The 21,928-nt window shown below is 48.5% G+C and carries 19 protein-coding genes; 9 read left to right on the top strand and 10 right to left on the bottom strand.

Features of this window, described 5'->3' with window-relative positions:
• Positions 1-182: 182 nt before the first annotated feature.
• The 8 genes from C9I92_RS17235 to kduD all read right to left on the bottom strand — a co-directional run bounded on the left by C9I92_RS17235 (position 183) and on the right by kduD (position 7,593).
• Entirely contained in the window at positions 183-1,217 is a 1,035-nt protein-coding gene (locus C9I92_RS17235) for a methionine synthase (protein ID WP_047886200.1), read from the bottom strand.
• 28 nt (positions 1,218-1,245) lie between these two features.
• A complete protein-coding gene (locus C9I92_RS17230) occupies positions 1,246-2,223 on the bottom strand; it encodes a DUF1852 domain-containing protein (protein ID WP_047886199.1) in 978 nt (325 codons plus the stop codon).
• 786 nt (positions 2,224-3,009) lie between these two features.
• A complete protein-coding gene (locus tag C9I92_RS17225) occupies positions 3,010-3,648 on the bottom strand; it encodes a bifunctional 4-hydroxy-2-oxoglutarate aldolase/2-dehydro-3-deoxy-phosphogluconate aldolase (protein WP_047886198.1) in 639 nt (212 codons plus the stop codon).
• A gap of 225 nt (positions 3,649-3,873) precedes the next feature.
• The gene (gene kdgK, locus C9I92_RS17220; protein WP_047886197.1) at positions 3,874-4,803 is read right to left on the bottom strand and encodes a 2-dehydro-3-deoxygluconokinase; all 930 of its coding nucleotides are present in this window, start codon (positions 4,801-4,803) and stop codon (positions 3,874-3,876) included.
• Positions 4,804-5,143: 340 nt separating this feature from the next.
• A complete protein-coding gene (locus tag C9I92_RS17215) occupies positions 5,144-5,785 on the bottom strand; it encodes an RpiB/LacA/LacB family sugar-phosphate isomerase (RefSeq protein WP_047886196.1) in 642 nt (213 codons plus the stop codon).
• Between the two features lie 165 nt (positions 5,786-5,950).
• A complete protein-coding gene (locus tag C9I92_RS17210) occupies positions 5,951-6,271 on the bottom strand; it encodes a cupin domain-containing protein (RefSeq protein WP_047886195.1) in 321 nt (106 codons plus the stop codon).
• Between the two features lie 14 nt (positions 6,272-6,285).
• Positions 6,286-6,804, bottom strand: coding sequence for a YgjV family protein (locus C9I92_RS17205; RefSeq protein ID WP_047886194.1), 519 nt, complete (start codon positions 6,802-6,804; stop codon positions 6,286-6,288).
• Positions 6,805-6,831: 27 nt separating this feature from the next.
• Entirely contained in the window at positions 6,832-7,593 is a 762-nt protein-coding gene (gene kduD, locus C9I92_RS17200; RefSeq protein WP_047886193.1) for a 2-dehydro-3-deoxy-D-gluconate 5-dehydrogenase KduD, read from the bottom strand.
• 259 nt (positions 7,594-7,852) lie between these two features.
• On the opposite strand from kduD, the gene kdgR reads away from it, so the two are divergent.
• The 4 genes from kdgR to C9I92_RS17180 all read left to right on the top strand — a co-directional run bounded on the left by kdgR (position 7,853) and on the right by C9I92_RS17180 (position 11,551).
• Entirely contained in the window at positions 7,853-8,635 is a 783-nt protein-coding gene (gene kdgR, locus C9I92_RS17195) for a DNA-binding transcriptional regulator KdgR (RefSeq protein WP_047886192.1), read from the top strand.
• Between the two features lie 83 nt (positions 8,636-8,718).
• Positions 8,719-10,584, top strand: a complete 1,866-nt coding sequence (locus C9I92_RS17190) for a DUF294 nucleotidyltransferase-like domain-containing protein (RefSeq protein WP_047886191.1) — start codon at positions 8,719-8,721, stop codon at positions 10,582-10,584.
• Positions 10,585-10,589: 5 nt separating this feature from the next.
• Entirely contained in the window at positions 10,590-11,303 is a 714-nt protein-coding gene (locus C9I92_RS17185; RefSeq protein WP_047886190.1) for an exonuclease domain-containing protein, read from the top strand.
• 65 nt (positions 11,304-11,368) lie between these two features.
• Positions 11,369-11,551: a hypothetical protein gene (locus C9I92_RS17180; protein WP_047886189.1), complete on the top strand. Its 183-nt coding sequence runs from the start codon at positions 11,369-11,371 to the stop codon at positions 11,549-11,551.
• Between the two features lie 304 nt (positions 11,552-11,855).
• Here C9I92_RS17180 and C9I92_RS17175 read toward each other — a convergent pair whose 3' ends face one another.
• A complete protein-coding gene (locus tag C9I92_RS17175; protein ID WP_047886188.1) occupies positions 11,856-12,326 on the bottom strand; it encodes a Dps family protein in 471 nt (156 codons plus the stop codon).
• 386 nt (positions 12,327-12,712) lie between these two features.
• Here C9I92_RS17175 and C9I92_RS17170 point away from each other — a divergent pair, with 386 nt between their 5' ends.
• From C9I92_RS17170 to C9I92_RS17155, 4 genes are all read left to right on the top strand, one after another.
• Positions 12,713-14,272, top strand: a complete 1,560-nt coding sequence (locus C9I92_RS17170; protein ID WP_047886187.1) for a methyl-accepting chemotaxis protein — start codon at positions 12,713-12,715, stop codon at positions 14,270-14,272.
• Positions 14,273-14,505: 233 nt separating this feature from the next.
• Positions 14,506-14,931 carry a bifunctional diaminohydroxyphosphoribosylaminopyrimidine deaminase/5-amino-6-(5-phosphoribosylamino)uracil reductase RibD gene (locus tag C9I92_RS17165; protein ID WP_047886186.1) on the top strand — a complete coding sequence of 142 codons (426 nt, stop codon included), beginning with the start codon at positions 14,506-14,508 and terminating at the stop codon, positions 14,929-14,931.
• 139 nt (positions 14,932-15,070) lie between these two features.
• A complete protein-coding gene (locus tag C9I92_RS17160) occupies positions 15,071-15,640 on the top strand; it encodes a nucleotidyltransferase family protein (RefSeq protein ID WP_047886185.1) in 570 nt (189 codons plus the stop codon).
• A gap of 763 nt (positions 15,641-16,403) precedes the next feature.
• Positions 16,404-17,423, top strand: a complete 1,020-nt coding sequence (locus C9I92_RS17155) for a phosphotransferase (RefSeq protein ID WP_047886184.1) — start codon at positions 16,404-16,406, stop codon at positions 17,421-17,423.
• 135 nt (positions 17,424-17,558) lie between these two features.
• On the opposite strand, the gene C9I92_RS17150 is transcribed toward C9I92_RS17155, so the two are convergent.
• Positions 17,559-19,403 carry an ABC transporter ATP-binding protein gene (locus tag C9I92_RS17150; RefSeq protein ID WP_047886183.1) on the bottom strand — a complete coding sequence of 615 codons (1,845 nt, stop codon included), beginning with the start codon at positions 19,401-19,403 and terminating at the stop codon, positions 17,559-17,561.
• Positions 19,404-19,744: 341 nt separating this feature from the next.
• Between C9I92_RS17150 and C9I92_RS17145 the strand changes: the two genes are divergently transcribed.
• Complete coding sequence (locus C9I92_RS17145; RefSeq protein WP_047886182.1) at positions 19,745-21,853, top strand: TonB-dependent siderophore receptor; 2,109 nt, start codon at positions 19,745-19,747, stop codon at positions 21,851-21,853.
• Positions 21,854-21,928 lie beyond the last annotated feature (75 nt).

Here is a 21,928-nt window from a genome sequence, read left to right as displayed (position 1 = left end):
AGGGGGCGTTGTCATTCATATTTACAGCAAAACGCGTAAGTACTGTGATGCTGTCATTGAGTAGACGTTCTATCAACAAACAGTATGAATAATTGTCATCGATAGATGGGTTACCGATTTGACCGTAGGAATCAATTCCAATCACATCAAAATAGTAACCCAGCCACATTTCAATATATGAGTTAGTACTTCGCCGAGAGTTCCTTGCGGATAATGTCTGCTCCTGCACTTAACGCATTGAGCTTACCTCTTGCGACTTCGCGAGACAAAGGTGCCATACCGCAGTTGGTGCAAGGGTAAAGCTTATCAGCATCGACAAATTGCAGGGCTTTGCGCAGCGTGTCGGCGACTTCTTCCGGGGTTTCGATGGTGTTTGTTGCCACATCAATCGCCCCTACCATCACTTTTTTGCCGCGAACCAGTTCAAGCAGTTCGATTGGGACGCGAGAGTTGTGGCACTCCAGTGAAATGATGTCGATGTTCGATTTTTGCAGTTTAGGGAACACTTCTTCGTATTGACGCCACTCAGAGCCTAACGTCTTTTTCCAATCGGTATTGGCTTTGATGCCATAGCCGTAACAAATATGGACAGCCGTTTCACACTTCAGGCCTTCAATCGCGCGTTCCAGCGCCGCGATACCCCACTCGTTGACCTCATCAAAAAACACGTTAAAGGCTGGCTCGTCGAACTGGATGATATCCACACCCGCCGCTTCTAGCTCTTTCGCTTCTTCATTAAGAATTTTGGCAAATTCCCAAGCGAGTTTTTCACGGCTCTTGTAGTGATCATCGTACAAGGTGTCGATCATGGTCATAGGCCCAGGCAAGGCCCATTTAATCGGCTTATCGGTTTGCTGGCGCAAGAACTTGGCATCTTCCACAAATACTGATTTCTGACGCGAAACCGGGCCAACCACCGTCGGGACACTCGCTTCGTAGCGATTACGAATTGTCACCGTCTTACGATTTTCAAAATCAACGCCGCTAAGGTGTTCAATAAACGTTGTCACAAAGTGTTGGCGTGTTTGTTCGCCATCGCTCACGATATCAATATCAGCCAGTTGCTGTTCTTGTAATGACACGCGCAACGCATCATGTTTGCCGTCAATTAATTCCTGACCTTGTAATTTCCAAGGTGACCAAAGTGTTTCTGGTTGAGCAAGCCAAGTCGGTTTAGGTAAGCTGCCAGAGGTTGAAGTCGGTAATAGTTTTTTCATAATAAATTCTTTTGTCTATTTGAGTTAATTACAAAGGGTAGTTGGCAGACCACTGCTCAAGAATCGTTTGGTATGGTTTGATAAAGTGCTGCTCAGCAAATTTCCCTTGCTCAACCGCTAACTGGCTACGCTCTGCGCGATCATAAACAATTTGAGTAATTGAATGATCAAGGTTCTTTAAATTCGGTTGGTAGCATTTCCCAGCCGAAGAATTGGCATTGTAAATCTCAGGTCGGTAAATTTTTTGGAATGTCTCCATCGTACTGATCGTGCTAATCAGCTCCAGATTGGTGTAATCATTCAATAAGTCACCAAAGAAGAAAAAGGCAAAAGGAGCGGCACTGTTTTCTGGCATAAAATAGCGAACTTGTAAGCCCATCTTTTTGAAATATTGTTCAGTCAACGACGACTCATTAGGCTGGTACTCAAAACCCAAAATAGGATGATGATTTTCTGTGCGATGATAGATCTTACTATCCGACACACTCAGACAGATAACCGGTAGCTTACTAAACGCCTCTTTATAAGTGTCTGAATCAACGAAGCATTTAAATAATTTGCCATGCAGTTCGCCAAAGCCTGCTGGAATGCTGAATTTAGGTTGGTTTTTATTATGCTCTAGCAGCAAAACGCTGAAGTCGTAGTCTCGCACGTAAGAAGAAAAGTTATTGCCTACGATGCCTTCAATGCGTTCGTTAGTTTTTCGATCAAAAATATTTGTCTTCAATATTTCAATCGATGGAAAAGTTTGACCACTGCCTTCAATATCCAAATCAACTGAAATAATTTCAAGTTCAACGGAATAACGATCGCCGCTGGCATTATCCCAGTTCGCCAAAGCATTAAAGCGATTATCAATCATCTTTAAAGCGTTACGCAAATTCGATTGGCGACTTTCACCTCTCGCCAAGTTCGCAAAATTGGTGGTGATACGCGTGCTATCTGAAGGATGATAATTCTCATCGAAAACAACACTATTAATTGTAAATGTAAAGTCTTTATTCATCGTAATCATCCATCCAATGGCTGAGCTTAAACCTGATTTACTTTCTTGCTCTCTCTGTACTTTTTCAGTTTTTCGACGTTTTTGGTCTTTTAGAATTTGATTCAAAAGACTGATTCGATATTTAACGTCAATATTATCTAGAGTTATGAGCGATGTGTTTTTTATACTTGGATGGTTAAATTTATAAAAATGGTTTTACTTCATATTGAACATGAGAAATATTCATACTCCAATAAAAAAGCAGTGTTCATTAGTGCTTTTTACTCCATTGTGATACCTCACTGTCGGTGAGTACTTTCGTGAATACCTCACCTGAAAAGTGTGATAACCACAGCGCTGAGAATAAGGCAGAGAGTGGTGTTGATTGTTTTCGACGTAGGGCGTTTATTGAAGAAGAACGCGCCACCGGCTACCGAAAACACGCTGGAGAGGCGGCGAATAGAAGATACATCGGCGACGTTTCTAAGTGCAGCAACTCCGTAGAAGGATGAGAATGTGGCAAAGTGGGATAAGGCTGGTCGCCTGTATCGCGGAATCTGACGATGGGAAAGGGGGAGGGAGGCAAAACGCGGTGGATAGCCGTCCGGCCATATAGCGACGATATCCTGAAGCGGGCAATTCACATCTGGCTAATCTTCGTACTTAAAAAAAGCGCCTGGAGATGAACACAGGCGCAAAACAGGTACTAATAATCAGGAACCAAAAATCAGGAGTTAATTTAAGGGGGTATGCAAGTCGACTTCTCGTCGCCGACTTGCCACTCATTGGTGAACGGTATAGCCGAGATCAGTCAATAATCTGGGCGACTTCTTTTACCAAAGTTGCCAGTTCATCCCACTGCTCATTGTCGATCAGGTCGTTGGGAACCATCCAGGTGCCACCACAGGCCAGAACCGATGGAATCGCCAGGTAGTCTTTGACGTTTTTCGGGCTGACACCGCCTGTCGGCATGAAATTGACCGGGTAGACAGCCGTCAGGGCTTTCAGCATCGCCGTGCCGCCAGATGGTTCCGCCGGGAAGAATTTCAGAGTGCGCAGGCCCATTTCCATTGCTTGTTCAACCAGGCTAGGGTTGTTTACGCCGGGTACGATGGTGATGTTACGCTGCTGACAGTATTTCACTGTTGTCGGGTTAAAGCCCGGGCTGACGATAAAGTCTACGCCCGCTTCAATAGCCTGATCGACCTGTTCAGTCGTCAGTACAGTACCGGCACCAATCAGCATGTCCGGGTAGGCATCGCGCATGTTTCTGATGGCTGCTGCAGCTTGTTCAGTACGGAAGGTCACCTCAGCACAAGGCAGACCATTTTCAATCAATACCTGAGCCAGCTTCACCGCTTTACCGGCATCTTTGATGGCAATAACAGGGACAACTTTGATGTCACGTAGTTGGCTGTTTAATCCTGAAGCGTCTTGGTTAGACATAATCCTCTCCATATAGTGCTTGTTTTGAAAAGCACTTGTTTTAAATAGTGCTCGTCTGAAATCGTGTTCTTCGTAAAAATGCATTTCATTAACAGGAATAAGATAAAAGTCAGCCTGTTAATCTCACCATGCGTTTTTACGTTTTATGTATTGGGGATATAGGCTCAAATCTGTCGCTGCCAGAATTTTCTCGAGTCAGAGTGTGCCTTTTAAGGCTTGCTACCTTCAAATCTCGGGCATGGCGTCTTTGGGAATAATCGCCCCGCGATGCTGGATGACTCGACCGGCAACAATATGTCCCGCCAGAGCGGCATCTTGCTCGCTGCCGCCAGTCAGGCGCTTAGCCAGATAGCCGGCACTGAATGAATCTCCCGCCGCTGTGGTATCGATGATATTGGCGACAGGGGGTGGCGTGACCGCGATAGAGAGCTGACCGCTAATCACCAAACAATCTTCACCGCCGCGTTTCACCACAATTTCTTTTACGCCAAAGGCCTGAGTACGCGCAATGGCTTGATCTTCCTGCTCATCGCCGTAAAGCATGACTTCGTCGTCGAAGGTCAGGAAAGCGATATCTGTCAGGGCGAGCATCTCGGCGTAACATGCCCGGGCGTGCTCTGCTGAGGACCACAAAGCCGGACGGTAGTTGTTATCAAACGCAATCATGCCACCTTGCTGGCGATAAGCCGTCAACAGTTCAAACAAGGTGCTAAGGCCATCGTCAGGCAAAATTGCCAGGCTGATTCCGCTCAGGTACACCATTTGATGCTGACATAAATCTCTCAGCAGATGTTGGGGATCTTGCTCTCGCAGCCAGTATTTAGCCGCAGAGTCATTGCGCCAGTAGTAGAAACTGCGCTCACCGTCATCACGGGTCTGAATGGCATAAATCCCCGGCAGCTTGTCGGAGGATGGATACACCATTGAGGTATCCAGCCCTTCGGTTTGCCACGCCGACAGCATGTCAGCACTGAAAGGATCCTGCCCCAACCCCGTTAGGTAAGACGTCGTAATGCCCTGTTGGTGAGTCAGGCGCGAGAGGTAAACCGCAGTATTGAGGGTATCGCCGCCAAAGCCCTGAGTGATGGTATCACCGACTTTTTTCAGCTCGACCATGCACTCACCGATGATGGCCACTCGACTAATTGGATTCATAGGATGTCTCCTGAACATTTCTTGAGGCTATTATGACCGTTTTGAAAACTCGTGAAAATAAAAATAAAACAATGGTTCAAAAAATTGTGAGCGTGATCGGTTCGCAGCGTTTTGTTTACCGAAATCTGTTTGCAGCATGACATCGCCGTTGCCCGACCAACAACTAAACGGTATATCGCTGCCCGGCAGACAATTAGGATCAGACAGTGGTCGATTTGGCGATCGCAGAAAACGCGAAAATCCTAATTCGATTGGCTGAGCAGAATAAAAAAACCGGCCTGTAAAGGCCGGTTTGTTCGTTATTCCCGTTGTTCAGTATCGCTGGATAGAATGCGATAAATTAGTTCAGCAGAGCGCGAACGTAGGCTTCGATCTCTGCATCCTGGCAGTTTTCAAAGAAGCATTGCTGGAAGCGCTCACCGGAAACGGCGGTTTTCACCAGTTCCTGATCGATAGCACGCAGTGAATCCAAGTAGTTTTCTTTCACCACAGCGGCTTTCACTTCGTTCAGAATACCTGCATTACGTTGCTGAGGTTCAGCACGCTCGATTGGGTAGCCTTGACCACGTTCACCAGTCAGGAACGCTTTTTCAAAGATATAACGAACGTTCAGTTCCGCGCCCCAGCCATAGCCTTTGGCAAAGGCCAGAGACAGTGCATTACCGTTGTTGATTTGGTTAAACAGGAATGCATCTGATGGATCCAGGCAGTAACCACACACTACGCCTGGGTGGATGTTCAGAGACATCATTGCGCCCTGACCGGTACCACAGCCGGTAACCACAAAATCAACCGCTTTTGAATTCAGCAGGATGCTGGCCATGATACCCAGGTGGATGTAAGTCAGGTGATGATCATTCTCGTCACTCATACCAACGTTATAGACCGGGTACTCATTCGCTTTTACCACGGTTTGAAGTTCATTCAGCACAGTGGCGTTTTTCGCGGCCTGGCTGTTTTCCATCATTAGTGCAATTTTCATGGTTTCTCCTGCAGTCGTACTGCGATTCAATATTCGGTTATTGATAGCTATTTCCGAAAGCCGTTCATTGAGAGCGTTGTAAACAGTGCTTTCTGACACTGTTGTTTTTCACTGTCTATTCTTGCAACCGGCTTTCTTACAAAAGTCTTTTTACACAATTACGTCTTATAAGAAGTCTTTGCGCATTGGTGTGAAGTTATCAATCAGCACACCCGCTTCCAGGCACACACAGCCATGCTCAATATTCGGCTCTTTGTACATGGTGTCACCGGCTTTGACGATCTTCGTTTCGTCGCCGATGGTGAACTCGAACACACCAGAAAGGACATAGGTCAGTTGCTCGTGCGGGTGGCTGTGCATAGTGCCGACAGCGCCTTTGTCGAAGCGCACTTCAACGGCCATCATGTTGTCACTGTGAGCCAGAACCTTACGGGTAATACCGTTGCCGAGGTCTTCCAGTTCAATCTGATCATTAAATACAAACATGTCTTACCTACAATTTAGTTGTTCAGCGCCGGTTGTTGCTGTCGATCTCGGTTAAGCCGGTAAATCGTGATGATATTGACGCTGATAACAGTCATCTCCAGCAGCGATCCACCAATAGAACCGATGGACAGGTTGTTGATCAGCCAGCAAGTTGCCCCAGCCAGAAAGCCCAACCGCATCGCGATGCCTTTCAGCATAAACACAGAATAAGTGCCGATGACAGTGCCCAATATTGGCCAGAGCTCCCAGAGGTTGTCAGCCAGCCAGACGCCACTGATCAGGCTGATGCTGATAAACAGAGCAGCCACTTTGATGGATGAAACATAAATGGCTGTCGCGGTACGCAGTGCCGATAACAGGGCACTGAGCGCCGACACCAACGAGCCCAGTAACAGGAAGTGCACCAGATGGTTCAAGTTGAAAATCAGCATGACGATTTTCAGTTTTCGATCATCCTTTTGGTAGAAGGTCGAAATACCCAGAGCAAAGCTGACAAAACCCAGTGCCTGTGCGAATGAAATATCCACCGTTATATCCCTGTTACCAGACTTGCTACGGTTTTATCGTGCCAGCCAGCCGCCATCAACCGCGATGGTGTAGCCGTTAATGTAATCAGACGCCTTAGACGCCAGGAACACACATGGGCCCTGCAGGTCTTCCGGTGTACCCCAGCGCTCAGCAGGAATACGCTCCAGAATCGCTTGGTTACGATCTGCATCAGCACGTAGCGCAGCGGTGTTGTTTGTTGCCATGTAGCCCGGTGCAATAGCATTCACGTTGATGTTGTGCTTCGCCCATTCGTTGGCCATCAGACGAGTAATCCCCATCACACCACTTTTTGATGCAGTGTAGGAAGGAACACGGATACCACCCTGGAAGGAAAGCATAGAAGCCACGTTGATGATTTTGCCGCCTTCACCCTGTGCGATGAACTGCTTGGCCACCGCCTGAGACATAAAGAACACAGATTTGATGTTGATGTTCATGACATCATCCCAGTCTTGCTCAGAAAATTCGATGGCATCATTACGGCGGATAATACCGGCGTTGTTAACCAGAATATCGATACGACCCAGCTCAGTGACCGCGTGATCGACAATTGACGGAATGTCATCGAGTTTCATCAGGTTAGCGCGGATATCAACGAACTTACGTCCAGTCTCTGCAATTTTTGCCATTGTTTCAGTGGGTTCGGTGATGTTTACGCCCACGATGTCACAGCCTGCACGCGCCAGTCCCAGTGCCATACCCTGGCCCAGACCTGTATCACAACCCGTTACGATTGCTACTTTTCCCTGCAGATTAAATGAATCAAGAGTCATACGGTTTTCCTCACTATTTTCGTCGGTAGTGACTTTCTCGCTGGGAGCCATCACTGTTGTTGAGGTAACCATAGCAACAAAAAGAAACCTTGAACAAATAAAATTGAAAAAGCGTTTTAAAAATATTGATGGAGATCTGCTTTTTCGGGTTGTGAAGGAGTGAGCGGTTTCAAAATATTGAAAAGCGATTTTAAAAAATCTGGTTCATGATGCATCTTGAGGTATAATCACCAGCAATCGGACACAGAAAGGATCAATAATGGAAAAGTCAACGCAGCCTGAAGCGGTTTCTTCCGTCCTCAAGGTTTTTAATATCCTTCAGGCTTTGGGTGAACAAAAAGAGATTGGGGTGTCTGAACTGTCTCAGCGCCTGATGATGTCAAAAGCCACGACCTACCGTTTCCTGCAGACCATGAAGTCAATGGGATATGTTGCTCAGGAAGGTGAGGCAGATAAGTACTCGCTAACTCTAAAACTCTTTGAACTTGGCTCAAAGTCGCTGGAATACGTCGACCTTATCGCACTGGCAGATAAAGAGATGCGCATTATTTCCCAGCAAACGAATGAAGCATTGCACCTGGGTGCGCTGGATGAAAATGCCATTATTTACATCCACAAAATCGACTCAGGCTACAACCTGCGCATGCAATCTCGTATTGGTCGCCGTAACCCGCTTTACAGTACTGCTATTGGTAAGGTGCTGCTGGCAGAACGTGATGAGCTGTTTGTGCGAGACACGCTGGCCGGTGTTGAGTTTATTAAGCACACGGAAAAAACATTGGAAAATGTGGACCAGTTGCTTGAAGAACTGGTGATGGTGAAAGAGCGCCATTACGCGGAAGACAATGAAGAGCAGGAGCCGGGTCTGCGTTGTATTGCGGCACCGATTTATGACCGGTTCGGTAATGTGATTGCTGGTTTGTCGATGTCGTTCCCGACGATTCGTTTTGATGTGGATAGTTTGTCGAGCTATGTTGGCATGTTGCAACAGGCCGGAAAAAACATTTCAGAGCAACTGGGTTACCACGATTACCCGGCATAAGTTAAGAGGAGCAGCCGCAAGGCTGCTTTTTTTGCCGTTAATCAAATCATCGAAACGCTGTTTCAATTTTGTGAGATAAGAGTATGGGAACATCACTGACCTGCAATATTTTTGACTTTCTGGTCACCATTGATCCGTTCGATAAACTGCCTGAAGCCTTGGTACGAGCACTGTCAAAGGTCGTGAAAGTCCGATATCTGGCTCATGGCGAAGAAATTGAATTCAGCGCGCAGTGTGCGCAGCGGTTTCTTTACATCATTCGAACCGGCGCGATTGAGCAGCGCCGTTCAAACGGCGAACTTCGCGCACGTCTTGGTGCCGAGGATCAGTTTGGTTTCACTTTCCTCAAGCCGATGACGAATGCTGAAGATGGCTACCGGGCACAAGCGATCGAAGATTCGCTGTTGTACCTGATCCCGCATCAGGAATTACAGCGGATTTGCTCCGAATACCCTGAGTTTGAAAATTACTTTGCCAGTCAGGCACAAGTGCGTCTGCATTCTGCAGTGAATGACGTGTGCCGCAAGGAAGAGAAAGGTCTGTTCTTTCGTCGGGTCGGGGAAATCGCCAGTGAAAACATTACTATCGTGACAGAAGACACTCCGATACAGGAAGTGGCGCGTCGGATGTGCTGCGGCGAGCGCAGCTCTTGCGCGGTAGTGAAAAAAGGCGATGAGATTGTCGGGCTGGTCACCGACCGTGATATGACAAGCAGTGTCGTGGCGACCGGCATTGATACCCGTCAGCCTATCAGTACCGTGATGACTCAGTCGCCGGTACTGATTCAGAGTGATGATAAAGTCATTCAGGCGGTATCCCTGATGCTGCAATACAACATCCGTTGTCTGCCGGTGGTGAAAGGCAACGAGGTCACCGGTCTGCTGACCACTTCGCACCTGGTACATAACCACCGCACACAGGCTCTGTTTCTGATTGAAAAAATCAAGTATGCCAGCTCAGTCAATGCGTTGGCTTCACTCCGTGATGAACGCCAATCGATTTTTGAAGCACTGGTCGAAAGTGGCGTCAGCGCCGAGATTCAAGGTCGGGTGATGTCGATGATCATGGACGCTTTCACGCGTCGGATCATCCAGCTGACGGAAGAACTGCTTGGCCCGCCACCCTGTGATTATGCCTGGGTCGTCGCGGGTTCTCATGCCCGCAATGAAGTCCACATGCTGTCAGATCAGGACAGTGCTATCGTTCTGTCCGATGCCGTCAAAGAAGAAGATAAACTCTATTTCACGCATCTCGCGATGCGGGTCTGTAACGGGTTGGCCGCGTGTGGCTACCCGTTGTGTGACGGTAAGTATATGGCCGCCTCACCGAAGTGGTGCCAACCATTGTCACGCTGGAAAGAGTATTATCAGAAGTGGGTGCACAGCCCTGAATACAACAAATTGCTCAGTATCAGTGTGTTTCTGGAGGTTCGGGCGATTTACGGTAATGGCGAATTGGTCGAGCAGATGCAGCACTATCTGCATCAACGGATCCAGAGCAGTCATAACTTCATTCCGGCACTGGTAAAAGACGCCATTGAAACGCAGCCGCCGCTGGGGATCTTCAATAATCTGGTGCTGGAAAAAGGGGGAGAAAACAGTAACACCCTCAATATCAAGAAGTATGCGCTTAACCTTATTATTGATCTGGCTCGGATATTCAGCTTGTCAGCCGGTGGGTCAATGACCGGGACTGAAGAGCGGTTCCGATATGCTGCCGAGCAGGGCGCGATGTCGCAGGACAGCTGCGATAATATTATAGGAGCATACCGGTTTATCACTCAGGTCAGATTCAAACACCAGTTGCAGGCTATCAAGGCCGGCAAAGAGCCGAATAATCATATTGCTCCGGACAACTTCAGTAGTTTTGAGCGCAAGCATTTGAAAGATGCGTTCAAAATTATCAATGAGATGCAGGATGTCGCCAAGTTGCGTTACCTGAAAGGATAAGCTGTATGTTACGCAAACTAAAATCATCGTTGGCCAAGAAACCCAATCCGGAACAACATCGGCAATCGATTCATATTGATGCGCACTGGCCGGAAGGGGTGAACCGTTATCTGTCAACGCCGTTACCGGATATCCGCAGTCGGCTGGAAGATGTGTCTTTTGTGGCGCTGGATTTTGAAACAACCGGGGTCGAACCGGGGAATGACCAGATCCTGAGCATTGGCTTTGTGCCGCTGACGCTGAACGAAATTGCGGTTGAACAATCTGCCGAGCTGTTTGTGCGGCACGGACAGTTTGTAAAAGCAGTCAGTGCCGAGGTTAACCACATTACCCCGAAACTGCTGGAAAATGGGGTGAGCCTGGATCAGGGGATGAGCGATTTATTTCGTGCCATTGCGGGCAAAGTTGTTGTCGTTCATGGTGCCTGCATTGAAAAGGGCTTTCTTGAGCACTACTTTCGTACCCGTTATCAGTCAACCACCTTACCGTGCGTTATTCTCGATACGCTGCTGATTGAGAAACTCTGGACCTACCGAGGCAAGACCGGTGGCCATGCGAGTTTCCAGCTATCCGATTTGCGCGAAACCTACAAACTGCCCGCGTACCATGGGCACTCAGCAGCCATTGATGCGTTGGCCTGCGCGGAGTTGTTTCTGGCGCAGTACAGAAAAATCCCTGACCTGGCAACAGCTTCACTCTGTAAGCTGATGGTGCACTAATGGCCTCTTCTCGTGCGAATACGGGCGCCCGTTTTCTTTGCTAAACCGACTAATAGGAGAGGCGATTGGCTTTGGTTGTGCGATATGGCTCTGTTGAGATATTGCATCTGGCCTCATTAAGAGCCCGGATTGCTAACAGCAAACTCAGCCAGCAAAAACAGTTGCACCCGCAGTTGCAATGGATAGAGATAAATGCATTGAAAGAAAAAGAAAAAGAAAAAGAAAAAGAAAAAGAAAAAAAAGGCTGACCCCTGATTACGGTCTGGGTCAGCCCAAAAGGACACCTGAGCAGGTTGGCATGTCGTAAGGCTCAGGTGTGCCGGTGCGCATGAGTATGGTGGCACTTAGTGCCGCTGAATCGCTGCCAGGAAAGCTGTGTGAAAATAAGCAGTGGTTCAGATGTTGCAGTGACACAGTTGTTGCATTGGTTCAAATGGTTCAGTAGTAGCCAGAGCTCAGTAGTCGCAATAGCTCATCAGTACCAAAGGTTCAGCTATAGCCGCAGTTCGTCAAGTGGTTACGTTGACGCATCAAGCTATCAAGCTGTCAGGCTTACTGCAGGTAAGCGTTCAGCATCCAGGTTTCTTTCTCTTGCTGACTGATGTAATCGCTCAGCAGTCCGACGGTACCCTCATCACCCAGTTCACTGGCCGTTGTCAGAATCTGCCGTTGTTTCACCAGCAGGGTCTGGTAAGCCGCCAGCACATGTTTAATCGCCGCAGTCCCTTCAGTGACATCCAGTGTTTCACTGATGTCAGACAATGCCAGGTATTTTGAGTAACCGTGAACCGGTTGCGAGCCCAGGGTCAGAATACGCTCAGCCAGCTCATCCACCTTCACCACCAGATCGGTATACATCTCTTCAAATTTTGCGTGCAGCTCGAAGAAATCGCGCCCCTTGATGTTCCAGTGGTATCCGCGAACGTTCATGTAGAGCACCTGATAGTCCGCCAGCAGCTTGTTCAGTTCGTCAGTTAGTGCCTTCGTTTCAGTTTTGTTCAGGCCAATCAGATTCTTTTCCATATGTCCTCCGGCTTGTTGCAATCGAATGTGACAGTAAATGCTTATTCCGTATCGGATATGAGGTTAGATTACGGTGGATGTGTCTATTTGAGAAATCGATTGAAATTATTGTTCCGATAGGCAAAAGCTATGGATGTATGAGGGAGTGGCGTTAAGCCATCAAAAATTTCGTGCGCAAACAGATGTATGGAAGATCACACTTTTCATCTGAGGCACTGCATGGAAAAGGGGACAATGACACAAATTTATAAACTGGCATTAAAGTTACGGCAGATTGTTCAGATATAGTGACCACTTAGTCACTTATAAGATCAATGAGATAGCACTCGGTTAGGAGGGCTCCTCAAAAAATGATCAATCCACTCAGTTGCATTGGGGCACTCAGAATGAAAAGAATAATCCTGCTGGTAGTCTGCGCTATGTTCGGCATTGCCGTGATAGCGAGTATGGCTTCGACTTACTTTATTTCCAGCCAGAAAATCGACGAAATCATATTAAATAAATCTCAGGTTCAGGCTGAATTTCTGGCTGAAAATGCGGCATACATTCTAGAGCATTCTGATCGCCCGCAAGCCGATTTGCAGGCATTGGTTGATTCTCTGAAGCAGCGCTCTGACATCAGCTATGCCATCGTTATTGATAGTCATGTGAAAGCCGTGGCGCACAGTGACAAACAAAAGCTCAATAAGGTGTATGACGACAGCTATACCATAGACGGCGCGACCAAAGGTGTTCAGCAGTATTCAAAATGGTATGCCGATGTTCAGAAAGTCTGGGTGTTCGACATCATGTCGCCGATTTATGTCAATGGGCAGCTGTACGGGACGTTAGATATCGGTATTCCCATCACGGAAGTCAGCGAGGCGACTAACGGGATCATCACGTATCAGCTGATTTCTATTGTTGCCATTTTCTTACTGTGTGTTGTTGTGCTTTCCGGATTACTGGGTCGACTGCTTAAGCCACTTTCAGTGCTGAAAAATGCCCTGCAGGACATTTCTAAAGGTGATGGTGATTTGACGGTGCGCCTGCCGGTGAAAGGGAATGATGAAGTGGCGCAAATTTCTTCTGCATTCAATACCTTTGTGAATAAAGTCCATGAAATTATCTCGCAGGTGGTGAATACCGGGGTTGAGCTCAACGGATCGGCCTTAGCGCTGCGTCAGCAGTCGCAAAATGCGCTGCAACGAGGTCAGGAACAAAACGAGCAAACCATGCTGGTGGTGACCTCGATGAATGAAATGATCGCGACCGTAAACGAAATCGCTTCCAATGCAGCAGGTGCCGCAGATGCTGCCAGCAATGCGAATAACGAAACTCAGTCTGGTTATCAAACGTTGCAAAAATCGACTACGGCGATCAGCAACCTTGAATCCGAAATGAATAATACCTCGAGTGTAATTTTGACTCTGGCGGATAAAACACAATCGATTGGCTCTATCCTTGAGGTTATCCGAGGTATTTCAGAACAGACCAATCTGCTGGCTCTGAATGCTGCCATTGAAGCGGCAAGGGCCGGTGATGCTGGCCGTGGTTTTGCAGTTGTTGCTGATGAGGTTCGCAATCTCGCCACGAAAACGGCACAGTCTACGGATGAGATCAATGCGATGATTAATCAGTTGCAGGCGGAAGCACAAAATGCGGTGACGTCGATGGAAAGCAGTAAATCGCTGATTAAGGAAGGGGCGAGCGAAACAGAGCTGGCACGTAAGGCGCTGGAAGAAATTTCCCGCCAGGTCATGACTATTCTGGATATTAATACTCAGGTCGCGACGGCAACGGAACAACAATCCACGGTGGCCAATGAGATTAATATGAACATGGATACGGTCAGTCATTTGGTCAAAGACGGGCTCAGCGCCAGCCAGGAGCTGGAAGTGTCCAGCAAGCAGCTCGCAGAGCTGTCTCAGGTGCTTGACCATCATGTCGGCGCGTTTAAAATCTAGCCGAGCATAAACTTCAGGCACAAACGACCAGGTGTGAATAGCTAAGGCATTTATTGCTAAGGTGTTTATCGCTCAGGTGTTTATCGCTAAGGTATTAAGCGCCCGGGGTTTCTCTGGTAACGCCTGCGCTATCGTGACCTGTGCTGGCCTGATGCTTCCGACCCGGAAAATAGCTTTCTGTCTCGCTTACAGGAGGCTATTTTTTTGTCATTAACAGAGAGAACACCACGAATATGAACGACGTATTTATGCTGCGCGCATTGGAAGTGTCACGCAATGCACTTCCGCTGTGTCGCCCCAATCCTCCGGTTGGCTGTGTGCTGGTGAAGCAGGGAGTTATCGTTGCTGAAGGCTATACTCAGGCAATTGGCGGTAACCATGCTGAAGTTGAGGCATGTGCGGCTTACACTGGCTCGCTGGAAGGCGTAACGGCTTACGTCACGCTAGAGCCTTGTGCCTTTGTCGGCAGAACACCGTCATGTGCTCATATGCTGGCAAAGAGCGGGATAAAGCATGTTGTGGTAGCCATCCTCGACCCCGATCCAAGAAACAGTGGGAAGGGCATCGACATTCTCAGAACTGCCGGTATCAGAGTGGATATCGGGTTATGCGGTGAAGCTGTCTCAGAATTCCTGACGCCTTATCTCGGCCACGCATAAGTGCGGCACTGTGTTTTGCCATGCCATGAAGTGTCTCGTATCCTCAAATAAGATGTGTTGCTTATGAGTCTGACTGGCTTATCAGTAGAACTGCCGATGATTCTTTTAATGCAAAGAAGTGGGAAGGGGAAAAGTATTGATGGGTAATTCTGAGCATGGCTATCAGGAGCAGTTACTGTTTATGATCAAACGCGATTCACTCCGGGTCAAAGCGCTCGATTGTGTTTGGCAACTGGGTCTGCCGCAATGTTATCTGGCTGCCGGTTTTGTTCGAAATTTGGTGTGGGATCATCTTCATCAGAAAGAGTATCCAACCGCTCTGAACGATCTGGATGTTGTTTATTTCGACCCAACCGAAGAGTGTGACGTTGCCTATTTAGACTTTGAAAGCAGGTTGCGGAAAATGATGCCTGCAGTCAACTGGCAAGTACGTAATCAGGCGAAAATGCACAGTCGCAACGGTGATATACCTTATACCAGTACGCTTGACGCTTTATCGTATTGGCCGGAAAAAGAAACAGCGGTGGGTATCAGAAAAATCAATCAGCATGACTATGAGTTGATTACCGCATTTGGGTGGGATTCTTTGTTCAATTTGCAACTGACGGCTAATCCCAAACGTTCTCACGCACTCTTTGCACAACGGGTCAGGGACAAACGGTGGCTAACACTGTGGCCGAAATTGCAAATTGTTGAGTCGATGCCTTGAGCGTCAAAAGCCATAACATGTATTCACCGAACAATGTCTATTGCTTCTGTTAGAGTGCAACTGTCGCCGATAACCTGGCTGACTATTCTGGCGCCAGAATTTCAAAGCACCGGTATTATCCATGAGCACTCCAGTCTGCTAATGTTCTGCCCGTGTTCTGGAAATAAAAAGATAACCAGATAAAAAGATAAATGGCGCGAATGCTTTTTCACCAAGATCCAACGCTTTATATTTTCGTAATACAAAAAATTGCTCAATATTATAAATTGATGGTTCTTTAGAATAGATTGATTGTTCTTCAGAATAGATTGAATACTCAACCGTAAAGGCTGATTGCGCGGTTGGATATTCCCGAATAAGCGCAAATCAGATTAATTCACCCTCCATATAAATAAAGTCGGGGATGTGGTTTTTTGCGCGCCAATATTTACCCAGCGGCTTTTGCTACAGCTACAGCGATGTTGATACCAGATATATAAGTGGTTTAGTGACGTTGTCACTTATTGGGTGGCGGAACGTAATGCGTTTACCTGAGTTAGCCGATTTCTTGATAAGACGGTGCCGAATACGCGCTGACTGGTGCTGGCTGGGTACGGTTTGAATTTAACATCGTTGAGTCTGTTTATTCTCAAGGTCTTGATACCAAAAACAGTGAAGCGAATGCGATTAAATTCAATGTCACGAACCCATGCCGCTACGTCGAACGGCAAGTTGATAGTCGCTTATGGTAAGCTGGCGAGCGGGAAAAACAGAGTGATACAGCATGCAAATTCCAAAGTCGGTCAACGTTGATGTGGTGACAGCGCTGGGCGCTGAGGCAATCAGACAAACAGCTATCATTCAGTCTTTGTGGGGAGGGTACGGGGAATTGTTTCGAGCCACCCTACAAGGCGGGGCATGGCCATCCGTGATTGTGAAGCATATTCGATTGCCTCAGCCGGAATCTCATCCCCGAGGCTGGAACACACCGGTATCGCATCAGAGAAAGCTGGATTCTTATCAGGCTGAGGTGAACTGGTATCGCCACTATGCCAGTCAGTGCTCTCCCGAAAGTCCGGTTCCGCAGTGCCTGTACGTTTCACAACAGGGGGATGAAATTTTGCTGGTCTTGGAAGACTTACATACCCTTGGTTATTCCAGAGTGCTGAAACAGGCAGATAGACCGGCGATTTTTGCTTGCCTGCGTTGGCTGGCCGAGTTTCATGCTCGGTTTATGGGGCAGGAGCCAGCCGGGTTGTGGCAGACTGGGACCTACTGGCATCTCTCGACGCGTCCGGATGAATGGGAGGCGTTGGACGATCCAACATTAAAAGCGGCGGCTGAGTGTATTGACCGTGCTCTGGCAGATTGCCCGTATCAGACATTGGTACATGGCGATGCCAAACTGGCAAATTTCTGCTTTACACCCGATCACAGCAAAGTTGCCGCGGTTGATTTCCAATATGTCGGTAAAGGTTGCGGGATGAAGGATGTGTGCTTGTTTCTGAGTAGCGTTCTGACCTTTGAGGAAAACGACATCCAGATAGCGGAATATCTGGAACATTATTTCTCCTGTCTGAAAGCAGCTGTCGAACGCCATCAACCAGCGTTAGACAGCGAGGCGATAGAGGCGGCCTGGCGGCCGCTGTACAGCGTCGCCTGGGCTGACTTTCAGCGCTTTGTGAAAGGCTGGAGCCCCGGCCATTGGAAGATAAATCCTTATACTGAAAACCTGACCCGTCTGGGGTTGGAACAGGTAGGGATAAAGGAAAGCCTGAATGCAGGGAGCGAGAGAAGGTCCTGATGATCTGCCGGGTGTTTTTGTGGTGAGATGAAAAAAAGAAACCCACTGCATGGCAGTGGGTTTTTTACCGAGTCAGCTTAGCGCGCTCGATGGGTGAGACTCAGCCTCAACATCGCGATACTGGCAAAAGGGCTTTCAGGCAGTTTCTTCCAGCACGTCGCCGATGAAGCCACCGGTCTGATGTGCCCACAGCTGAGCGTACAGGCCATTTTTCTCCAGCAGTGCCTTGTGGCTGCCTTCTTCGACAATCTTGCCTTTATCCAGCACGATCAGACGATCCATCTCTGCAATGGTCGACAGGCGGTGAGCAATTGCAATCACTGTTTTGCCTTCCATTAGCTTGTACAAACTTTCCTGAATCGCCGCTTCGACTTCCGAATCCAGGGCCGACGTTGCTTCATCCATCACCAGAATCGGTGCGTCTTTCAGCAGCACCCGCGAGATGGCAATGCGTTGGCGCTGACCGCCGGAGAGTTTCACCCCGCGCTCACCTACCTGAGCGTCATACCCCACGTTGCCGTGTGGATCTGACAATCTCTCAATAAACTCATGAGCATGCGCCTGACGTGTGGCACGTAGCAGATCGTCTTCGGTGGCATCCGGGCGACCATAGAGAATGTTTTCACGGATCGAGCGGTGCAGCAATGAAGTATCCTGCGTTACCATACCAATCTGGCTGCGCAGTGAGTCCTGCTTGACGTCGGAAATGTTCTGACCATCAATTTTAATGGCACCGGACTCGACGTCGTGGAAACGCATTAGCAAGTTGACCAGGGTGGATTTACCGGCCCCGGAGCGACCCACCAGGCCCACTTTTTCACCCGGTTTGATGGATAGGTTGAGTTTCTCCAGAACGCCTTCTTCTTCACCGTAGTGGAAGCTGACATTGTCAAACTCAATGCTGCCATGATTGACGTTCAGTTTCGGAGCATTGGGCTTGTCTTCAATTGCGATAGGTTTAGACAGTGTCTTCATGCCATCAATAACGGTACCGATGTTTTCAAACAGCGCCCCGATTTCCCACATGATCCACTTCGACATCCCCTGAATACGCAGAGCGATACTGATGGCGACAGCAATCACGCCGACGGTCACAGCCGCGTTCATCCACAGGCCAATCGACACTGCCGCCACGGTAAACAGCAACAGGTAGTTAATGGCATCAACACTCAGGACAAAACAGGTCGCCAGGCGCATCTGGCCGTAAACTGTTTTCAGGAAGCCACGCATACCCTGCTCGGCATATTCCATTTCACGATTTGTGTGAGAAAACAGTTTGACCGTTGCGATATTGGTGTAGCTGTCAACGATACGGCCTGTCATTAACGATCGGGCATCAGCTTGTTCTGTGGCGACTTTTTTCATTCGCGGCACGAAATAGAACTGAATACCGATATAAGCTAACAGCCAGGCAAAGATAGGCAGCATCAGGTAAAAATCGGAGTTACCCATCATGATGATCATCGAGGTGAAATACACACTGATATACACCAGTACATCGACGAGTTTCATCACGGTTTCACGCACTGCCAGTGCTGTTTGCATCACTTTGGTGGCAATACGGCCAGCAAAGTCGTCCTGATAGAAAGACACGCTCTGACGCAGCAGATAGCGGTGTGCCATCCAGCGGATCGACATCGGATAATTACCGAGTAGTGACTGGTGCATGATCATTGAGTGGCAGAATGCCAGCACCGGAATTACCACGATCACCAGAAAGCCCATCATCATGATGGTTGAGCCTTCTTCTGCCCACAGTGTGTCCGGGTTGTGGTTGGCCAGCATATCAACCAACCGGCCCATGAAGCCCAGCAGGGTAACTTCGACAATCGCAACCAGCGCACTGAGTATCGACATGGCCAGCAGGGGAAGCTCAAACCCACGCGTGTAATGACGGCAGAACGCAAACAGGCTGCCGGGTGGCTGTTGCGGTTCCTGCCGGGGAAAAGCCGCCGTTAAGTTTTCAAAAAACTTGAACATATTTTCATCTATCCATTGTTTGGAAAAGCATTCAGACAGGCTCGGTTTTCAGCCTGAAGAGGGTATTCTATCTGACAATTACCAAAGATAAAAAAGTCTTTATTTTTAAATAATTAATAAAGATAAAAACCGGAGTTTGTCCACTTTTATAATAGGGTTTAGTGGCAAAATATTGGCTCTAAATACGAAATATTGCCATTATGCAGTGTTATTAATATAAGTATTAATTAAATATGAAAGAGTTGATTTCAGGCATTTATTTTACCGCAAAATAACCACATAATACTAATGATAATAATTCCCATATTTATTACGTGTAGTATTTCGAGGTATTTAAACGGATGTCGCCGACAATTCTTCCGATGCAAAGCAAACTTGCCCGCCTGATCAAGCAAACCTGCCAGGCACCTCTTTTTCCCCTTTCACTGGCTGTGTTGTGTACACCGGTTGTCGCGCAGGCCAGTGAGCAGGCTCAGGCACCTGATGAAACCATCGTGGTAACAGCCTCGGCGTTGAAAGTGGCCACGCCGATGGCAGAATCGCCGACTTCAGTCTCTGTGGTCAATCGGGACGATCTGGACATTCATCAGGTTCAGAAGCTGGATGAAGCATTTCGCTATAACGCGGGTGTGCTGTCGGCGCCATACGGTGCAGATAACGATACAGACTGGTTGAAGGTTCGTGGTTTTGATGCGGCAACGTATCTCGATGGCAGCCGTCTGTTCAAAGACGGTTACTACGGCTGGATGATTGAACCTTATGGTCTCGACAGGGTTGAGCTGCTCAAAGGCCCGGCCTCTATCCTTTACGGTGAGGCGCCTCCGGGTGGAGTGATCAATGCGGTCACCAAAAAGCCAACGTACGAGCCGCGCGGGGAAATTAATGTTCAGGCTGGCAACAAAGACCACAAACAGGTTGGCATTGATGTTTCCGATTCGGTGAATGGCCGCGATGATATGCGTTTTCGTATCGTGGGTATGTTCAAAGACGGTGACGGTGAGCTGAACGGCACGGAGAACACCCGTTACTACTTTGCGCCAAGCCTGGTGATTGATCTTTCTGCCGATACCACGCTGACCCTGCTGGCCAGCGTGCTGTATGACGACGGAGTGCCGACCAACGGTTTCTTCCCGGCGTACGGTACCTTGATTGACACGCCGTTTGGGAAAATCGATCCAAGCACTAATCTGGGTGAGCCGGATTATGATCGCTACCGTCGTACTCAGGTCTCTCTGGGCTACCAGCTTGATCACCAGATTAACGATACCTGGGAGTTCGCTCAGAACGCCAAATACGGTTACAACAAGTTGTTGCTGCGCAGTACTTATGCTTTCCCGAGCGATTCATCGACTACGCTGCAACGCGGTCTGGTTTTCCGCGATGGTGATACCGAAAGTTTCACCGTGGACAACAAAGCGGTAGGGCGCTGGTATAGCGATTATACCGAGCAGACTCTGTTGCTTGGCCTGGATCTGCAATCGCACCGCAACAGTGGCAAAGAGCTGGACAGCTACAGTTTCGGCACCATTGATGCGTTTGACCCGCAATACGGCAACTTTACCCCGATTGACCCGAATACGGCGATTGATCGCCGCATCAGTAAGCAGCAGGCGGGTTTGTATGCCCAGTATCAGATGCGTCTGTATGACCAGTGGGTAGGTATTGTTGGCGGCCGTTTTGACTACGTCGAGACACAGAACAAAAACGGCACGGCCGATACCCGCGAAGCGCGTTACGACAGCGAGTTTTCGCCGAATGCCGGTCTGATGTACCTGGCTGAGAATGGTATGTCGCCTTATGTTAGCTACTCAGAATCGTTTGAAGTGCTGACCACTATCGACACAGCCACGAACGAACTCTATAAACCGCTGAAAGGCAAGCAAACCGAAGTCGGTGTGAAATATACGCCAGATGCGTTTGACGGTTACATCAACCTGGCCTGGTTTAATCTGGAAGAGGAAAATGCGCTGGTGACAAACCCGAACACCTGGGTGAAAACCCAGACCGGGGAAGTGAAGTCTAAAGGCGTGGAGCTGGAAGGGGTCGGGTACATTACCGATGACCTGAAACTGACCGCCAGTTACACCTATACCGATGCACGTACTGATGAAACCTACGGTAAAGGCAAACAGCGTGCTGGGATGATTCCTCGTCATATGGCTTCGGCATGGTTTGACTATGATTTTACCTCCGCGGGTCTGGAAGGCTTCCGCCTGGGCAGTGGCATGCGCTATGTCGGCACGACGGTGGACAATCCGGCGAGCAGTCATCGTCAGGTCGCAGCGTACACCCTGTGGGATGCGGTGGCGCAGTATGACATCAACCGTGCATGGCAGGCACAGCTGAACATCAACAACATCACCGATAAAGAGTATGTATCGAGCTGCGATTACTACTGCTACTACGGTGAATCACGCCGCATAGTGGCCAGCCTGAATTACCGCTGGTAATGCACTTCAGCGCGCCGATCATATCTGGCGTTAATGACTAAGCCGAGTCGGGTGTTTTGCCCGGCTCGGCTTGCC

The sequence above is a fragment of the Photobacterium ganghwense genome, assembly GCF_003025595.1.
GTDB lineage: Bacteria > Pseudomonadota > Gammaproteobacteria > Enterobacterales > Vibrionaceae > Photobacterium > Photobacterium ganghwense.
The sequence above is the reverse complement of the archived record's forward strand: the minus strand, read 5'-3'. Positions and strand labels throughout refer to the sequence as shown.

Excerpts from the sequence above, each read along its gene's own strand:
- C9I92_RS17225 (WP_047886198.1), bottom strand. The coding sequence starts at position 3,648 with ATGTCTAACCAAGACGCTTCAGGATTAAACAGCCAACTACGTGACATC.
- kdgK (WP_047886197.1), bottom strand. The coding sequence starts at position 4,803 with ATGAATCCAATTAGTCGAGTGGCCATCATCGGTGAGTGCATGGTCGAG.
- kdgR (WP_047886192.1), top strand. The coding sequence starts at position 7,853 with ATGGAAAAGTCAACGCAGCCTGAAGCGGTTTCTTCCGTCCTCAAGGTT.
- C9I92_RS17160 (WP_047886185.1), top strand. The coding sequence starts at position 15,071 with ATGGGTAATTCTGAGCATGGCTATCAGGAGCAGTTACTGTTTATGATC.
- C9I92_RS17185 (WP_047886190.1), top strand. The coding sequence starts at position 10,590 with ATGTTACGCAAACTAAAATCATCGTTGGCCAAGAAACCCAATCCGGAA.
- C9I92_RS17210 (WP_047886195.1), bottom strand. The coding sequence starts at position 6,271 with ATGTTTGTATTTAATGATCAGATTGAACTGGAAGACCTCGGCAACGGT.
- C9I92_RS17230 (WP_047886199.1), bottom strand. The coding sequence starts at position 2,223 with ATGAATAAAGACTTTACATTTACAATTAATAGTGTTGTTTTCGATGAG.
- C9I92_RS17145 (WP_047886182.1), top strand. The coding sequence starts at position 19,745 with ATGTCGCCGACAATTCTTCCGATGCAAAGCAAACTTGCCCGCCTGATC.
- C9I92_RS17175 (WP_047886188.1), bottom strand. The coding sequence starts at position 12,326 with ATGGAAAAGAATCTGATTGGCCTGAACAAAACTGAAACGAAGGCACTA.
- C9I92_RS17165 (WP_047886186.1), top strand. The coding sequence starts at position 14,506 with ATGAACGACGTATTTATGCTGCGCGCATTGGAAGTGTCACGCAATGCA.
- C9I92_RS17190 (WP_047886191.1), top strand. The coding sequence starts at position 8,719 with ATGGGAACATCACTGACCTGCAATATTTTTGACTTTCTGGTCACCATT.
- C9I92_RS17155 (WP_047886184.1), top strand. The coding sequence starts at position 16,404 with ATGCAAATTCCAAAGTCGGTCAACGTTGATGTGGTGACAGCGCTGGGC.
- kduD (WP_047886193.1), bottom strand. The coding sequence starts at position 7,593 with ATGACTCTTGATTCATTTAATCTGCAGGGAAAAGTAGCAATCGTAACG.
- C9I92_RS17150 (WP_047886183.1), bottom strand. The coding sequence starts at position 19,403 with ATGTTCAAGTTTTTTGAAAACTTAACGGCGGCTTTTCCCCGGCAGGAA.
- C9I92_RS17170 (WP_047886187.1), top strand. The coding sequence starts at position 12,713 with ATGAAAAGAATAATCCTGCTGGTAGTCTGCGCTATGTTCGGCATTGCC.
- C9I92_RS17215 (WP_047886196.1), bottom strand. The coding sequence starts at position 5,785 with ATGAAAATTGCACTAATGATGGAAAACAGCCAGGCCGCGAAAAACGCC.
- C9I92_RS17235 (WP_047886200.1), bottom strand. The coding sequence starts at position 1,217 with ATGAAAAAACTATTACCGACTTCAACCTCTGGCAGCTTACCTAAACCG.